The organism is Streptomyces sp. CB01635 (assembly GCF_002803065.1).
GTDB lineage: Bacteria > Actinomycetota > Actinomycetes > Streptomycetales > Streptomycetaceae > Streptomyces.
The window spans coordinates 312,106-327,045 of record NZ_NNBL01000003.1 but is presented as its reverse complement, the minus strand read 5'-3'; the positions used below and the strand labels follow the sequence as shown (position 1 = coordinate 327,045).

The window sequence follows — 14,940 nt, the reverse complement described above, 5'->3', positions numbered from 1 at the left end:
TTGCTGGAGGGCTGTCCGGGTCACTCGTCGGGCAGGTCCTCCCCCGCCCGAGCGAGCACTCCGAGCGGCACGGGGCGGGCGAACGGCCTTTTGGTCGGCCGCAGTTCACATCCCGCAAGACCGGCGACGGCCGGTCCGCACACGCGGCCCTGGCACCAGCCCATACCGGCCCGGGTCAGCAGTTTCACGGTGCGCGCGTCCGTGGCCCCGAGCTCACCGACCGCCTCACGGATCGCGGAGGCCGGCACCTCCTCGCAGCGGCACACGAGGGTGTCGTCGGTGACCTGCTCGGCCCAGTGCGCACGCGGCGCGAAGACAGCGTCGAGGGAGGCGATGAACTCCCTGCTCCTCGCACGGGACTTGGCGGCGGCCTCCCACGCCCGCGGGTCGGGTTCACGCCCCGCGAGCCGTGCCGCGGCGGAGCACCCCGCGATATGGCCCTCGGCGAGCGAGAGGGCGGCGCCGCCCACGCCGGTGGCCTCGCCCGCGGCCCACACTCCGTGGATGTCGGTGCGCTGCTCGTCGTCCACGGCCACGGCCGGGCCTTCGAGACGGCAGCCGAGCGTCTCGGCAAGGTCGGTGTGCGGCAGCAGGCCGTGGCCGACGGCGAGGGTGTCGCAGCGGACGACCCGCTCGGAGCCCGGCGCCACCCGCCCCTCGCGGTCGAGCGCGGCGATGGTGACGGCTTCGAGCGTGCCGTCACCATGCGCTTCCACGACGGTGTGCCTGGCCTTCAACCGCACCCGGCGGCGCATCAGTTCGGCGACGTACCCGGCCCCTTCGACGAGCTTGTCCGGGTGGGCGGACAGCGTACGCGCGTGCCGGGCCACGCTCTTCGCCCCGGCGGACTCGACCAGCGCGGCGACCTCGGCACCGGCCGCAGCCAGTCCGGCGGCGACCGGCAGCAGCAGGGGCCCGGTGCCCGCCACGACGGCCGTACGCCCCTGGAGCACGAGTCCGCCCTTGAGCATGGCCTGCGCGCCGCCCGCGGTGATCACACCCGGCAGGGTCCAGCCCGGGAAAGGCAGCACCTTCTCGTAGGCGCCGGTCGCCAGGATGACGGCGTCCGCACGCACCACGGACGGCTCCTCCTGGGCCGGACCGTGCAGCGTGTGGACGAGGAAGCCGGATGTCTCGTCGAGCCGTTCCACGCACCACACATGATGATCCGTCAGGTGAGTGATGCGGCCCGTCGCGATCTGTGCGGCCAGGCCGTCCCGCAGCCGCTCCCAGGTCCGCCACTGGTGGTGGAGCGCCTGCGGGCGGCGGGCGCCCAGTTCCTCGGCGGGCTGGCGGTAGAACTGGCCGCCGGCCTGCGCGCCCGCGTCGATCAGCGTCACGCGGCTCCCTCGGACGGCCGCGGCGAGTGCGGCGGCCAGCCCGGCGGGCCCGGCGCCGATCACGGCGAGCGTGCGCGCCGAGCCCTCATGTGCGCCACGCTTCATGACCCCTCCCCCTCCGCCGCGTCGTCGTGCCCGGTGCCGCGCTGCGTGCGGATGTCGTCGCCGGGCTCTGCCCGTACGAGGCAAGCCCGTTGGTTGGGGCGGCCGTTGACGGTCACGAGGCAGTCGAAGCAGACGCCGATGCCGCAGAAGACTCCCCGCGGCTCGCCCGTGCCGCGCGTGGTGCGCCAGGCAGTGACGCCCGCCGACCACAGCACCGCGGCTACGGTCTGCCCGGGCAGCACAGCGATCCGCGCGCCGTCGAACGTGGCGGTGTGAGCGGGTCCGGGTTCGGCCCTGACGAGATCCAGTGGTGTGCGCTTGCCGGTCAAGACGCCTCCTCGGGGAACCGGTCCGGGCGGAACGGCGCGAGCGCGGGATCCGGCCCTCCGCCACCGAGCGCTCCGGCGATCAAGTGCCCTGTGCCCGTGGCGAGTCCGATGCCGGCGCCCTCGTGCCCGCAGGCGTGGAAGAGGCCGGGCACGCGCGCGTCCGGCCCGATCGCCGGCAGATGATCCGGCATGTACGGGCGGAAACCCAGGTAGGACCGCATCACTCGGACGCTCTCCAGGAAGGGGAACAGCCGTGCCGCCCCCGCCGCCAGCGACCGCACGACCGGCAGCGAGAACGTGCTGTCGAAGCCGACGCGTTCGCGGCTCGCGCCGATCAGCACGGGACCGGCCGCGGTGCCCTCGACGACCGGCGACGTCTGCAGGGCAGCCGAGTCGCTCGCGACGTCGGCCACGTAGTCGGCGGCGTACACCTTGTGCCGGACCAGGCGCGGCAGCGGCTCGGTGACGAGGACGAAACCGCGCCGCGGCAGCACCGGCAGCCGGACCCCGGCGAGGGCGGCCAACTCGCCGCCCCAGGTACCTGCCGCGTTCACCACGGCGGGGGCGTGGATCTCGCCCCGGCCGGTACGGACGCCTCGTACGGAACCGTCCGCCGACCGGAGCACCGCGGTGACGGGCGCGCCGGTCAGCAGTCGCGCTCCCGCCGCGCGCGCAAGGCGTACGAGGTGCGCGGCGGCCAGCGTGGGCATCACCTGGGCGTCCTGCGGGTAGTGGACGCCGCCCGGCATTCCTGGGGCGAGTTCCGGTTCGAGAACGTAGAGCTCGTCGGCCGTGACGGCGCGCGCGTCGACACCGGCGTCGCGCTGCTGCACGGCGAACTTCTCCAGTGCCGCCAGGCCTTCGCCGGACGACGCCACGACGACTCCGCCCTTGGCCTCGAACTCGACGGCCTCGGCCACGCCCGGCTCGGCGGTGAGTTCGGACCACAACCGGGCGGAAAGCAGGGCGAGTTCGAGCTCGGGGCCCGGTTCCTTGTCGGAGACGAGCAGGTTCCCCTCGCCCGCGCCGGTGGTGCCTCCGGCCACGGGGCCCCGGTCCACCAGGGCGACGGAATGCCCCGCCCGCGCCGCATAGAGGGCGCAGGCAGCGCCCACCATTCCGGCGCCGACCACCACAACATCGCAGGTCAGACGCGTAGTCACGCCAGTACTATGTCACATGTTCCCAAGCGCGCCAAGGGTCACTAGGCTGACAGGCAGCTCAGCCGAAACCCCTACGGAACACAGCAGAAGGGTGCACCGTGTCCTCCTCCGAGCCCAGGCCACAGCCCACGACTCAGGCGACGTCACAGCCCACGACGCAGCCCGAGGTCCAACCCCGGCCCACGGGACGCAAGAACGGCCTCTACGCGGGCCTCTCCGACGAGCTCTCCGCCCTGATGCGGACGGGCTGGGCCGACACCGAGCGGCGCGATCTGCGCCCGGACGAGCAGGCGCCGTACGCCGCCGGTCGCCGCGCCGCCCTGTCCGCGCGCTTCCCGGGCGAGCGGCTGGTGATCCCGTCCGGCAAGCTCAAGATCCGCTCGAACGACAGCCATTACCCCTTCCGCCCGTACTCGGCCTATGTGCACCTGACGGGAGATCAGGCGCGGGACAGTGCCATCGTGTTCGAGCCACTCGAGGGCGGCGGGCACGACGTCCACCTCTATCTGCTCCCCCGCGACAGCCGTGACACCGACGAGTTCTGGACCGGCATGACGTCCGAGCTGTGGATGGGCCGGCGCCGCAGCCTCGCGGAGTCCGAACTGGTCCTCGGCCTGCCCTGTCGCGACGTTCGCGACGCCGCCGCCGAGCTGTCGGCCGCGCCCGGGGCGCCGACCTGCATCGTCCGCGGCCACGACCCGGCACTCGAGGCCGCCGTGACGACGGCTGCGGAGCGCGACGCCGGACTTGAGGAGGCGCTGTCCGAGCTGCGCCTGGTCAAGGACGAGTGGGAGATCGGCGAGTTGCGCAAGGCCGTCGACTCCACGGTGCGCGGATTCACCGATGTCGTACGCGAGCTGGCGACGGCGATCGCGACCTCGGAGCGCTGGATCGAGGGCACCTTCTTCCGCCGCGCCCGCCTGGAGGGCAATGCCGTCGGCTACGGCTCGATCTGCGCGGCCGGCGAGCACGCCACGATCATGCACTGGGAGCAGAACGACGGCCCGGTGCGCCCCGGCGAACTCCTGCTGCTCGACGCGGGCGTGGAGACCCACACGCTGTACACCGCGGACGTGACGCGCACGCTCCCGATCAGCGGCACGTTCACGCCGCTCCAGCGCAAGATCTACGACGCGGTGTACGAGGCCCAGGAGGCGGGCATCGCCGCCGTGAAGCCGGGTGCGGCCTACCGCGACTTCCACGACGCGGCGCAGCGCTACATGGCGGGCAAGCTCGTCGAGTGGGGCCTGCTGGAGGGCGACCCGGAGCGCGTCTTCGAGCTCGGTCTCCAGCGGCGCTTCACCATGGCCGGCACGGGCCACATGCTCGGCCTGGACGTCCACGACTGCGCGGCCGCGCGCACGGAGTCGTATGTGGGCGGTCCGCTGGAGCCCGGCATGGTGCTGACGGTCGAGCCCGGCCTGTACTTCCAGCCGGACGACCTGTCGGTGCCGCAGGAGTACCGCGGCATCGGCGTGCGGATCGAGGACGACATCCTGGTCACGGCCGACGGCACGGAGAACCTGTCGGCGGGCCTGCCGCGGTCGGCGGACGAGGTCGAGGCGTGGATGCGCACGCTTGCGGGCGACCGGTAGGGGTCCCGCTGCTGTGACAACAGCCCGAGGGGGCCCGGCCGTTGCAACGGCCGGGCCCCCTCGGGCTGTCAAGGCTTACGCCGTCGGGACCGGGTAGGTCGGGTACTCCACCCCGGAGACGTGCTGGACGACGCGAATGACCTGGCACGAGTAGCCGAACTCGTTGTCGTACCAGAGGTAGAGGATCGCGTTGTCGCCGTCGACCTTGGTGGCACCGGCGTCCACGATGGAGGCGTGGCGCGAGCCGACGAAGTCCATGGAGACCGCGTCGGGGGCGGTGGTGAAGTCGATCTGGCGCTTGAGCGGCGAGTTCAGCGAGACGTCGCGGAGGTAGTCGAGGACTTCCTCGCGGGTGGTCTCACGGCCGAGGCGCAGGCTGAGGATCGCGATCGAGACGTCCGGCACCGGCACGCGGATCGAGCTGCCGGTGATCGGAGCCTTGAGGTCGGGCAGCGCCTTGGCGACGGCGGAGGCGGCGCCGGTCTCGGTGATGACCATGTTGAGCGGCGCGGAGCGGCCGCGGCGGTCGGCCTTGTGGTAATTGTCCAGCAGGTTCTGGTCGTTGGTGAACGAGTGGACGGTCTCCACGTGGCCGCGCAGCACCCCGTACTCGTCGTCCATCGCCTTCAGCGGCGGGACGATCGCGTTGGTGGTGCAGGACGCGCAGGACAGGATCTGCTCGTCCGGCTTGATCATGTCGTGGTTGACGCCGTGCACGATGTTCGGGACGTCGCCCTTGCCGGGAGCGGTCAGGACGACCTTCTCGACGCCGGGGCGGAGGTGCTTCGAAAGCCCCTCGCGGTCACGCCACTTGCCGGTGTTGTCGATCAGGATGGCGTCGTTGATGCCGTACGCCGTGTAGTCGACCTCGGACGGGTCGTTGGCGTAGATCACCTTGATCTCGTTGCCGTTGGCGACGATCGTGCTGTTCGCCTCGTCGACCGTGATCGTGCCGTTGAACTGGCCGTGGATGGAGTCGCGGCGCAGCAGCGAGGCACGCTTGACGAGATCCTGGTCGCCACCCCCGCGGACGACGATGGCGCGCAGGCGCAGACCGTTGCCGGAGCCGGCCTTCTCGATGAGCAGGCGGGCGACGAGGCGGCCGATGCGGCCGAAGCCGTAGAGGACCACGTCACGCGCCTGGCGGCGCTCGATCTTGTTCTCACCCGTGGCGCCGGACACGGCCTCGGCGGTGAACTCCTCGACCGAGAGACCCCGGTCGTCGGCCCGGTGCGCCTCGGCGAGCAGGCCGATGTCGATCTGCGACGGGCCGAGGTCGAGCGCGGCCAGTGCCTGCAGGAACGGCATCGTCTCGGTGACCGACAGTTCCTCGCCGGCGATCTGGCGGGCGAACCGGTGGGTCTTGAGGATGCTCACCACCGACTTGTTCACCAAGGAGCGGCTGTGGAGCAGGACGGTGACGTCCCGCTCCCTGTGCATCTTCCCGATGATCGGGATCATCGACTCCGCGATCTCCTCGCGGTTCTTCCAGTTGGTGAACGAGTCGTCTTTGACAGTCACAGGTTTATCTTTCGAGCTAGGCGGCGCTCATATGCTAACCCGCCCCCATTTTGATCGTTCAAACGGTCCCCCGGTTGATCGTTCAGACGCTGCCGCCCAGCGAACGCCTCCCTCGCGCCCGCACGCCCCTCGGTGTCGCTCAGCCGTCGAGGAGGGTGCGCAACCTGGTGGCATTGCCCCTTATGTCGCTGCCGATGCTGACGGTGAAGGCGCCGGCGGCCAGCCACTCGGCCGTGTTGTCCACGGTGATGCCGCCGGTCGCCATGATCCGGGCGCCGGGCAGTACGGCGAGCAGTGACTTCAGGTAGGCGATGCCTCCGATGTGCGCCGGGAAGAGCTTCGCCACTCCGCGTTCGGCGGCGGTGCGCAGTTCCGAGGGGGTCAGTCCGCCCTCGACCAGCAGCCGGTCGGCGGCATCCGCGACGGGGCGGACGTCGGGCACCTGGAACGGGCTGACCAGGAACTGCGCACCGGCGGCCAGCGCCTGCTCGGCGATCCGCGGTGAGGTCACCGTGCCGAGTCCGAACACCGCCTGCGGGAATTCCTGGTGCCAGCTCTTCACCAGGCCCTCCCAGCCGGGGGTGGTGGCCGTGAATTCGAAGGTCGTGAAACCGGCGTCGAGCAGTTCGTGGGCCAGTGCGTAGGCGGCGTCGGCGTCGGCGGCACGTACGGTCGGCACGGCTCGGGCCTGCTGGAGGTGGTCGACGACGCCCTGGACGGCGGGGGTGAGAGACATGGCGGGGAGGTCCTTCGATGGGCGGGGGCGGGGTCAGGAGGATTCGGGTGCGGCGATGGCTGCCAGCTCGGCGAGTGCCTCGGCCGCCCCTTCGCCGCGCGCGCTGAGGACGATCTCCTCGCCGGAGCGGATGTTGAGCGACATCAGGGACAGCACGCTGCGGGCCGGGACCTCGCGTGTGTCGGCCGCGGAGCTGCCTTCGGTGCCGGCTCGGCGTACCGTCACGGCTGCCGCGCTGCGGCCCGCGGCCTGGGCGAAGGCCGCTGCCGGCCGGGCGTGCAGCCCCGCCGCCTCGGTCACCACCAGGCGACGCTCCAAGGGCACCACCGGCGTCGTTGTGCCGTCCGCGTCCGCCGCACGCTCGGGCGTTGTCCCGGCTGCCGGCCGACCGGTCACCTGCGCCTCCTGCTGGTCCGGTGCCGGCGTCCGCCCGGTCTCTGTCGGCTCTCCGTGACCGCGGGGCCCGGCGGTGACCCGCGCGCCGCCCAGGATCCCGGTGAGCCGGGCCACGATCTGTTCTTCCTCGTGCAAAGTCAGCGGCCGGGGGTCGACGGCCAGCCTGCCGGTGGCGGCGTGGTGGTCCCGCAGGAAGACGGGCGGCTGACCCTGTGCCAGCTCCGCGGCGAGTTCGGTCGCGTTCCGGCCCGCCTCAGTCGGGTCGACGGTCAGTTCCGTCCGGTGGATGAGCCGGCCGGCCTCATCGCGGACCACACGTGCGGAGAGTCCCGGCAGCACGTCGAGGCGTTCGGCGAGCCGCGTCATACGGGCCTGCTGTTGTTCCGGGTCGACGGCCCCGGCTGCGGTCCCGTAGTCGCGCACCGCCTGCACGAGGCCGAGGACGGTTTCCTTGCCGACCTTCATCGGCCGCCCGATGCCGCCGTACTGTGCGCGGCACGCGGCGATCAGGTCGGCCGGCCCGCAGATCAGTCCGGAGGTGGGACCTCCGACGGCCTTGCCCCCGCTGTAGACGACAAGGTCGGCGCCGGTGGCCGGCCAGCGGCGCAGGTCCTCCTCCGCCGCCGCGTCCACGATCACCGGGATACCGTGCTCGCGCCCGATGGCCACCACCGTCTCCAGCGGGACCTGGCCCTTCTGTACGGCGTGGTGCGACTGGACGTACAGGAGAGCTGCGGTGCGGTCGGTGATCGCGGCGGTGAAGTGCTCGGGCCGTGCCTTGTTGACGGCGCCGACCTCGACGGGCCTGCCGCCGCCGATGGCGATCATCTGGCACACGGAGGCGCCGAAGTGGACGGCGTGGCCCTTCTGGAGCACCACCTCGTCGGGCGCGCCTCCGGCGTCGGGCAGTCGCTCGATCCGGGCCGGGTCGGTGCCGGCGATGAGGGCGGCCACCGCGATCGCGATGCCGGCCGCGGCACCGGTGGTGGGGCAGGCGTCCTCGGCGCCGGTGGCGCGGGCGAGTTCCCGGCCGGCGGCGACGAGCAGGTCGTCCATGACCACATGACCGCGGGCGGCCTCGCCCATGGCGGCGATCACCCGGTCGTCGAGCCGGCTGCCGCCGAGGGCGGTCATCTTGCCGCTGGCGTTGATGGCGGGGGCGAGGCCGAGGTCCTCGTAGAGCGTGTTCATGGTGCCTTTCGTGGAGAGCCGATCGATGTGGGGGGGGGTGGGGCCGACTTCTTTGGGGGCGCGCCGAGAGGCCCTAGGTGCCCGCGATGGGGAAGAAGAGCCCGAAGAGCATGGCGCCGAGGATGGCGCCGCCGGTCAGCGGCTTCTTCCACCAGTAGAAGAGCGCGGCGCCGAGGGTGGAGCCGAGGCCCACGGGGAGGGAGGCGGTGGCCGCGGCGATGATCACCAAGGGGCCCAGATAGCGGCCGGCGGAGTTTCCGGCGCCCATCATCACGTCGGCGCCGAAGGTGGAGGTGCCGCCCGCCGAGTTCACCGTGGCCCGCCGGATGGCCAGGATCAGGGCGCCGATCAGCGCGCCCAGCAGCGCGCCGGTGGGCAGGGCCAGCCAGAAGTGCTCCAGAGGGGCGGTGATCCCGGCAGCCAACAGCATCGCGGGGATGCCGATGCCGACGCCGGTCTGCAGCGAGCCGCCGATGTCGAGGATGCCGACCATCGGCCCCTCGATGATGCGGGCGAACAGGAAGCCGGCGCCGAAGGCCGCTGCCGCCCCGTAACTCCCGCTGTCCATACCGCCCTTGAGCATCGCGGTGACGGCGACATCGCTGAAGGTGCCGGTGCGGTAGACGTAGTACAGGTGCGTGCCGGCGAAGATGCCGGCGGCCAGGGCCGCCACGAAGAGCGGGAAGGCCCATTCCGAGAGCCAGAAGCTGCCCTCGCCGGGGACTTTGCCGCGGGTCCTGCCCGCGGGTGCCGCAGCTCCCGCGGTGGTGGTGGCGTCGTTCGTGGTCATCGCGGTGCCTCGCTCACTTCGTCGGGGTGGTGCCGGTCGCGTCGTGGAGCCGGCTCAGCCAGTGCGGCACGTCCGCCTTCATCTGCTGCAGCAGCTGGATGTCCACGCCGCGCAGGAAGGCGCTGCCGACGAACAGCAACACGACCGCGCCGGCCAGCGCCTTGGTGACCCTGGTCCAGCCCAGGTCGTCGATGCCCTTGCCGACCACGATGCCGAGCACGATGCCGGGAACCGCGTTGCCCATCACGACGTGCGCCAGACCACCGAGCACGGTGCCCCAGCCTCCGCTGCGCCGCCCCGCGTCGACCGCCGCCATCCAGAAGACGATCGGCATGACGGGGTTGATCAGCCACTCCGAGGCGGGGCCGAGCACGTCGGCTGCGACGTGCTGCAGCGAGTGCGGAATGGACGCGGCGGTGGTGTTCAGAACCGTCACCAGAACCAGGCCGACGCCCGCCCCGTAGGCCGCCATCCGGCGCGGGTTGTGCAGCGTCTCGTCGAGGTTGCGGTTCTTGGTCATCGACAGCGCGGCGGCCCAGTGGGGCACGATGCGGTGATCGACGTCCGAGGTCAGCGCGCCGGTGCCGACGGCGCTGGCCCAGGCGTTGAAGAAGAAGCCGAGGCCGAAGGAGAAGTGCGCGACCGGGTCGTTCTCGCAGGCGTTGAGTTCGCCCAGGGTCCGGAAGGCACCCATGCCCTGCACCTTGGGCGCGTGGAACATGCGGGCCACACCCGCGCTCGCCCCGAAGCCGATCAGGGCGCCGATGACCATCGACTCCAGTGCGATGGTGAGCGTCTCGTTCATGCGGGTGTCCTCACCTCATGTGGAGCGCGTGCTGAAGCGGCGTCAGCCGCTCCTCGCGTACGGAGAATGCGATGGCGTCCAGATCGAGTGCGGCGGTGCGCACCTCGATCCGGAGAGTCAGCTCGTAGCGGCGGCGCTCGCGAGCGAAGAGCAGACCCAGGAACCGTTCCGTCCAGCGGTGTTCGACCGCGGACGCGACCTCGACGGCGAGCGGCTCGACCCGGAAGCAGACGCCGTCCGTCAGCTTGCCGACGGCACCGGAGACCTGCTGCATGGCGGCGGCGAACGCCTTCTCGCGGGTGGGCCCGGTGCCGCTGACCCGGACCGTGTGCCGGTCCTCGATCACGCCGACTCCCCGAGCTTCTTCAGCAGCGCCTCGGTCACCTTGAAGCCGAGTTCCTCGCTGTCCAGGAAGCCGAAGCCCAGCACCGTCTTGCCCTGCTGCACAGCGGTGATCCCGGCCTGCGGGGAGCGCATGCCGAACTCGATGTCATGGCCGTACTTGGCCTTGGCGGTGACCGCGCCCGCGCCGCCACTGCCGCAGAACGAGATGCCGAGCGCCGCGCCTTCGGCGGCCATCACGTCGCCGACCTTCATGTCCGCCCCGGGGCCCGGGATCAGGATGGGTTCGCCGCCCGCCGCCCGTATGCCGTCGGCGACGGCCTGGCCCTTGCCGAGCCGGTGTCCGATCACGATCTTGACTGCCATGGTGCACTTCCTTTGTCGTCCGCTGATGTGTCCGGCCCGCTGGTGCGCGGTCCGGTCATGCCTGTGTGCTGTGTGCTGCCGGTCAGCTCTCCTGGAGCTGCCGCGCCGTCTCGAAGTGCAGGGCGAGCAGCACGACTTCGGTGTCCCGGGCGGCATCGCCCAGGGGTGTGCCGTACGCGTCGATCAGCTCGCGGGCGGCGGCCAGCGGGCCCGGCGTGATCTCGTCGGCCACGGCGGGGTCCAGCGCGTCGAGGTGTTCGCCCGCCCGTACCCGGCGGACGAAGCCGAGGGCGTGGACGGCGAGCGCGAGCCGGCGGTCCTCGTCGAGGAGGATCCGCTCCGCCGCGGCGCGCTCCTCGATCAGCGGGAGCAGCCGGGCCAGGGCGTGGCGGTCCTCGTCGCGCACGGGTTCGGCGGTGTCCGCCACGGCGCCGGTGAGCGCCTCGATCAGGGGGTCGTCAGTCATGCGGTGGCCTTTCGTATCGGCATCGGGCGCCCGGCGCGGACGGTCGCGACGGGTGCGAGCCGGGTTCCTGCCGGGCGGGTGACTCCCTGGGAGTCGGTGAGCCGGTCGGGCGCTCCACGGTCCTCGAGAAGACTCAGGTCGCCCGCGGCGCCGGGCCGCAGCGAGCCCAACTCACCTGCCATGCCCAGCACTTCGGCCGGGTGCGTGGTGGCGCACCGGATGACCTCCGGCAGCGGCATCCCCAGGGCGAGCAGTTTGGACAGGGTGTGGGAGAGGTTCCGCACCGGCCCGTTCATGTTGCGTGCGTGCAGGTCGGTGCTGATGGTGTACGGCCGGATGCCGGCCGCCAGAGCGCGTTCCGCGGTGTCGAACGCGAAGCTGGCGCTGCCGTGTCCCACGTCGAACCGGACGCCGCGCTCCAGGGCCGCCCGGACCTGCGGCAGCGGTTCGGCTCCGCCGCCGAAGAGCCCGCCGGGCTTGCCGTGGAAGGCGTGGGTGACGACGTCGCCCGGCCCGAGCAGGTCCAGGACGTCGCCGAAGGCGGGCGGTGCGTTGCCGACGTGGACCATGACCGGCAGCGCGTGCGCCGCGGCGAGTTCCCTGGCCGCGCGCAGCGGCGCCAGACCGCTGTCGCCGAGGACCGACCGGCTCATGCGGACCTTGATGCCCCGCACCACCGCCGGGTTGTCGGTGAGGATCCGGTCAGTGGCCTTGACATCGATGTCTGCCGCGCCGCCGACGAGTTCCTTCGTGCCGTGCACGAGACCGTGCCGGGAGATGTTGAGCCAGCTCAGCACGCGGGTGGCGGCCGGGGCGACGACCGAGGAGGCGAAGTGCGGCCAGTGGTCGCTGCCGCAGCTGCCCGCGTCGACGACCGTCGTCACGCCCTGCCGAACCCCGGCCTGATCGGCCGGGACTCCGAGGGCGGTGGAGCCGTCGTAGATGTGCGTGTGCAGGTCGATCAGGCCGGGGGTGACCAGCAGGCCCGCCGCGTCGTACACCTCGGCTCCGGCCGGATCCAGCGTCCCGGCCGGGCCGACCGCCGCGATCCGGTCGCCGGCCAGCGCGACATCGCCGGGCTCGACGGTGCCCCGCTCGGGGTCGACCACCCGCCCGCCAAGAATCACAAGATCGAATCGGTTTGCGTCGGATGCCTGCACAGCCATGGACGGCGGCCTTCCAAGGAGCATGAGATAGGGCGCGGGGGGACAACCACGGAGCACCGGGGCGTTCCGTAGGGTAGATTTGCGTTCCGTAGAACGGATTGACTGCACGCTAGCCGGATGCCTTCGGAGGGTCAATGGATCGCGAAGAGTCGCTGAAATCGACGGACGCCCCGACGAACGCCTCGTCAGCTACGCGTAGACCGACACCGTCGGAGCTCCGGCCACAGGAACCGCACGGGTCCACCCAGGGACAGTCCGAAACCTCGGGCCCGGTCAACTCCGTCGCCAAGGCGCTCCGCGTCCTGCACGCCCTCGCGCACCCCGACGCCCCCCACAAGCTGGGCGAGATCGCCGAGCGCTCCGGTGTCCCCAAGGCCAGTACCCACCGCATCCTCGCGACCCTGATCGAGGAGGGCTACGCCGTCCCGGACGGCGAGGGGCGCTACGGCATCGGCACCCAACTGCGCGCACTGGCCGCCCAAGTACTCTCCGACGACACCGTCGGCATCGACGCGGTCCTGCGGGCTCTCCAGCAACGCCTGGGCCAGGCAGTCCACTTGGCGGTACTCAGCGGCGACCACGCCACCTACACCCACAAGGTCGACCCCGGCCTGGCCTACCGCATCGCGACCGAGGTGGGCACCCGCCTCCCCCTGCACGCCTCGGCCGCGGGCAAGGTGCTGCTGGCCCATCTGCCCGAGAGGGAGACGAAGGCGCTGCTCGACCGGGCCGGGCTCCCGGCCCGCACCTCTCACACCGTCACCGACCGCACCACGCTGCTCAGCCAGCTGGAAACGGTCCGGCACACCGGTTTCGCGACCGATTACGAAGAAGCCGACGAGGCGATCTGCTCCCTCGCCGCTCCCGTCCTCGACACCGACGGCTCCCCGGTCGGCGCGGTCTCCGTGTCCTCCCTGGCCGCCCTCGTCACCGAGGACCAGCTCACCGCGTTCGCCCCGGCGGTCCGACAGGCGGCCCAGGAGGTCTCCCGCAGACTGTGACGCGCGCACCCCGCACGAGGGACACGCATGACGTGCGTGTCTCCCGTGGGCGCGCGGTGGTCGCCCGCCCCCTGCGCCGGCGACCACCGCGGGCGGGCGCCGCCGCGTTCAGTCTGCGTAGACCTCCGCACGGTCGACGCTCACGAACGAGGCGGTGGACTGCGCGTTGTGCTGGCCCGTGACTCGTACGCGCAGCGTGTGGTGTCCGGACGGGAGCCTCGGGCTCAGGTACTGGACCGTTTCCCCCGTGCGGATGGCGCCGTAGAAGTCCACACGTTGCTCCGGACCACCGTCGATGCTCAGGTCCGCATACCCGTTCCCCACGTCACGTACGGACAGCAGGGCGATGCGGGTGCCGTCGAAGGTGAAGGTGGCCGAGGCGTCGGTGCGGTCGCTCCAGTGGTCGTCGCTCCAGAAGCACTGGGTCGCACAGCCGGTGCCCGCGTTCCAGGTGCCGCTGTAGGTGACGGTCCCCGGACCGTCGGAGCGCCCGTCGTCGTTGATCCAGTAGTTGCCGGCTCCGGGATCCCCCGACGGCAGGTCCTGCGTGGCACCCATGGCGAGCGGCCGGCCGAAGTCCGGGCTGCCGTCCGCCTTCCAGCCGAACTTCTGGGCGCGCGTGGTGCGGTTGCTGTAGGTGAGGGCACTCGTCGTCTTCGCGTGGTAGACGATCCAGTCCTCGCTGCCGTCGGGCGACTTGAAGAACGCGTGGTGGCCCGGCCCGAAGACTCCGTGGTCGTCGGCGCGGGAGAAGACCGCGCCCTGGTGCTGCGTCCAGTTCCCCGGTACCAGTGGATCGGCCGCGTCCGGAAGCGACATCATCCAGACCTGGTAGTCCGGCTTGCCCGTGTCGCACGTCGAATACGTCATCCACGTACGGCCGTTGCGATTCAGGAACTCCGGCCCCTCACGGACCTCCGGGCAGCCGCCCGCGCCGTTGATGGCCACCGCGTCTCCCGAGATCGTGTAGGGGTTGGAGAGCGGTGCGATGTTGAAGCCGTTGTGCTGGTACTGGTTGATGCCGCTGTAGGCGAGGTAGAGCCGCCCGTTGTGCTGCAGGATGCCCGCGTCGATGGCGAAGTCGTTCGCGTGGTCGGGCGGCGCGAGCTTGGCCTTGAAGTGGTACGAGCCTGCCGGATCGTCCCGGTCCGACTCCAGGACGTAGAGACGATGGTGGTCGTCCACACCGTCGTCGGCGGTGTAGTACATGTACCAGCGGTCACCGAACCGGTAGAACTCCGGCGCCCAGATGTCGCGGTTGCGCGAGCTGTCCGTGTCGGTCCACACCGTGACCGGATCAGCCGTCAGCAGGGTACTCAGCGACGGGGATCGCCACATTCTGATGCTGTCGCCCTGCGTCGTCGTGAGGTAGTAGTTGCCGTTCCAGTGCGTCATGTACGGATCGGGGCCGCTGTTCAGCGGATCACGGAATCCGCCCGCGGCAGCGGCAACCGGCTGCGGCGCGCCGGGCGACGGATCGGCGGACGCCGTGAGGCCGCCCCCGACGAGCGCCAGGAGCACACCGAACGAGACGACGGCCAGGCGGATGGTACGGACGGTGCTCGACAGGGACATGTGCAGCCCTTCGGAGGCGGCTCCCCGAAGGAAAACCGGCACGGGACGGCGAC

The 14,940-nt window shown here is 71.5% G+C and carries 15 protein-coding genes; 2 read left to right on the top strand and 13 right to left on the bottom strand.

All coding sequences use genetic code 11. The annotated features are described in order from the left end of the window. Nucleotides 1–20 precede the first annotated feature (20 nt). The 3 genes from CG723_RS09680 to CG723_RS09670 are packed head-to-tail and all read right to left on the bottom strand — an operon-like array spanning nt 21 to nt 2,937. On the bottom strand, nt 21–1,445 hold the full coding sequence (locus tag CG723_RS09680) for an FAD-dependent oxidoreductase (protein WP_100592865.1): 1,425 nt from the start codon (nt 1,443–1,445) through the stop codon (nt 21–23). Beyond that, nucleotides 1,442–1,774, bottom strand: a complete 333-nt coding sequence (locus CG723_RS09675; protein WP_100592864.1) for a (2Fe-2S)-binding protein — start codon at nt 1,772–1,774, stop codon at nt 1,442–1,444. The genes CG723_RS09680 and CG723_RS09675 overlap by 4 nt, the downstream gene beginning before the upstream one ends. After that, nucleotides 1,771–2,937, bottom strand: coding sequence for an NAD(P)/FAD-dependent oxidoreductase (locus tag CG723_RS09670; protein ID WP_100592863.1), 1,167 nt, complete (start codon nt 2,935–2,937; stop codon nt 1,771–1,773). Before CG723_RS09670 ends, CG723_RS09675 begins: the two co-directional genes overlap by 4 nt. Nucleotides 2,938–3,173: 236 nt before the next feature. Here CG723_RS09670 and CG723_RS09665 point away from each other — a divergent pair, with 236 nt between their 5' ends. After that, nucleotides 3,174–4,532: an aminopeptidase P family protein gene (locus tag CG723_RS09665; RefSeq protein WP_100593782.1), complete on the top strand. Its 1,359-nt coding sequence runs from the start codon at nt 3,174–3,176 to the stop codon at nt 4,530–4,532. A gap of 75 nt (nt 4,533–4,607) precedes the next feature. Here CG723_RS09665 and CG723_RS09660 read toward each other — a convergent pair whose 3' ends face one another. The 9 genes from CG723_RS09660 to CG723_RS09620 all read right to left on the bottom strand — a co-directional run bounded on the left by CG723_RS09660 (nt 4,608) and on the right by CG723_RS09620 (nt 12,311). Next, the gene (locus CG723_RS09660; RefSeq protein WP_100592862.1) at nt 4,608–6,053 is read right to left on the bottom strand and encodes a glyceraldehyde-3-phosphate dehydrogenase; all 1,446 of its coding nucleotides are present in this window, start codon (nt 6,051–6,053) and stop codon (nt 4,608–4,610) included. Nucleotides 6,054–6,192: 139 nt separating this feature from the next. Further along, nucleotides 6,193–6,789 (bottom strand): bifunctional 4-hydroxy-2-oxoglutarate aldolase/2-dehydro-3-deoxy-phosphogluconate aldolase, encoded by a 597-nt coding sequence (locus CG723_RS09655; RefSeq protein ID WP_100592861.1) that lies wholly within the window; start codon nt 6,787–6,789, stop codon nt 6,193–6,195. Between the two features lie 33 nt (nt 6,790–6,822). Further along, complete coding sequence (locus CG723_RS09650) at nt 6,823–8,376, bottom strand: DgaE family pyridoxal phosphate-dependent ammonia lyase (protein ID WP_159032423.1); 1,554 nt, start codon at nt 8,374–8,376, stop codon at nt 6,823–6,825. A 73-nt stretch (nt 8,377–8,449) separates the two neighbouring features. Further along, nucleotides 8,450–9,166 (bottom strand): DUF4310 family protein, encoded by a 717-nt coding sequence (locus CG723_RS09645; protein WP_100592860.1) that lies wholly within the window; start codon nt 9,164–9,166, stop codon nt 8,450–8,452. A 13-nt stretch (nt 9,167–9,179) separates the two neighbouring features. Continuing rightward, the gene (locus CG723_RS09640; RefSeq protein ID WP_100592859.1) at nt 9,180–9,971 is read right to left on the bottom strand and encodes a DUF4311 domain-containing protein; all 792 of its coding nucleotides are present in this window, start codon (nt 9,969–9,971) and stop codon (nt 9,180–9,182) included. 10 nt (nt 9,972–9,981) lie between these two features. Continuing rightward, on the bottom strand, nt 9,982–10,317 hold the full coding sequence (locus tag CG723_RS09635) for a DUF4312 family protein (protein ID WP_100592858.1): 336 nt from the start codon (nt 10,315–10,317) through the stop codon (nt 9,982–9,984). Beyond that, the gene (locus tag CG723_RS09630) at nt 10,314–10,679 is read right to left on the bottom strand and encodes an SFCGS family glycine-rich protein (RefSeq protein WP_100592857.1); all 366 of its coding nucleotides are present in this window, start codon (nt 10,677–10,679) and stop codon (nt 10,314–10,316) included. The genes CG723_RS09635 and CG723_RS09630 overlap by 4 nt, the downstream gene beginning before the upstream one ends. 82 nt (nt 10,680–10,761) lie before the next feature. Then, nucleotides 10,762–11,145: a hypothetical protein gene (locus tag CG723_RS46150; RefSeq protein ID WP_159032422.1), complete on the bottom strand. Its 384-nt coding sequence runs from the start codon at nt 11,143–11,145 to the stop codon at nt 10,762–10,764. Continuing rightward, nucleotides 11,142–12,311, bottom strand: a complete 1,170-nt coding sequence (locus tag CG723_RS09620) for an amidohydrolase/deacetylase family metallohydrolase (RefSeq protein WP_159032421.1) — start codon at nt 12,309–12,311, stop codon at nt 11,142–11,144. Before CG723_RS09620 ends, CG723_RS46150 begins: the two co-directional genes overlap by 4 nt. Nucleotides 12,312–12,445: 134 nt before the next feature. Here CG723_RS09620 and CG723_RS09615 point away from each other — a divergent pair, with 134 nt between their 5' ends. Beyond that, nucleotides 12,446–13,312: an IclR family transcriptional regulator gene (locus CG723_RS09615; RefSeq protein WP_100592855.1), complete on the top strand. Its 867-nt coding sequence runs from the start codon at nt 12,446–12,448 to the stop codon at nt 13,310–13,312. Nucleotides 13,313–13,420: 108 nt separating this feature from the next. Here CG723_RS09615 and CG723_RS09610 read toward each other — a convergent pair whose 3' ends face one another. Continuing rightward, nucleotides 13,421–14,887: a family 43 glycosylhydrolase gene (locus CG723_RS09610; RefSeq protein WP_100592854.1), complete on the bottom strand. Its 1,467-nt coding sequence runs from the start codon at nt 14,885–14,887 to the stop codon at nt 13,421–13,423. Nucleotides 14,888–14,940: the final 53 nt, after the last annotated feature.

Excerpts from the sequence above, each read along its gene's own strand:
- CG723_RS09680 (WP_100592865.1), bottom strand. The coding sequence starts at position 1,445 with ATGAAGCGTGGCGCACATGAGGGCTCGGCGCGCACGCTCGCCGTGATC.
- CG723_RS09665 (WP_100593782.1), top strand. The coding sequence starts at position 3,174 with ATGCGGACGGGCTGGGCCGACACCGAGCGGCGCGATCTGCGCCCGGAC.
- CG723_RS09655 (WP_100592861.1), bottom strand. The coding sequence starts at position 6,789 with ATGTCTCTCACCCCCGCCGTCCAGGGCGTCGTCGACCACCTCCAGCAG.
- CG723_RS09650 (WP_159032423.1), bottom strand. The coding sequence starts at position 8,376 with ATGAACACGCTCTACGAGGACCTCGGCCTCGCCCCCGCCATCAACGCC.
- CG723_RS09645 (WP_100592860.1), bottom strand. The coding sequence starts at position 9,166 with ATGACCACGAACGACGCCACCACCACCGCGGGAGCTGCGGCACCCGCG.
- CG723_RS09640 (WP_100592859.1), bottom strand. The coding sequence starts at position 9,971 with ATGAACGAGACGCTCACCATCGCACTGGAGTCGATGGTCATCGGCGCC.
- CG723_RS09630 (WP_100592857.1), bottom strand. The coding sequence starts at position 10,679 with ATGGCAGTCAAGATCGTGATCGGACACCGGCTCGGCAAGGGCCAGGCC.
- CG723_RS46150 (WP_159032422.1), bottom strand. The coding sequence starts at position 11,145 with ATGACTGACGACCCCCTGATCGAGGCGCTCACCGGCGCCGTGGCGGAC.
- CG723_RS09620 (WP_159032421.1), bottom strand. The coding sequence starts at position 12,311 with ATGGCTGTGCAGGCATCCGACGCAAACCGATTCGATCTTGTGATTCTT.
- CG723_RS09615 (WP_100592855.1), top strand. The coding sequence starts at position 12,446 with ATGGATCGCGAAGAGTCGCTGAAATCGACGGACGCCCCGACGAACGCC.
- CG723_RS09610 (WP_100592854.1), bottom strand. The coding sequence starts at position 14,887 with ATGTCCCTGTCGAGCACCGTCCGTACCATCCGCCTGGCCGTCGTCTCG.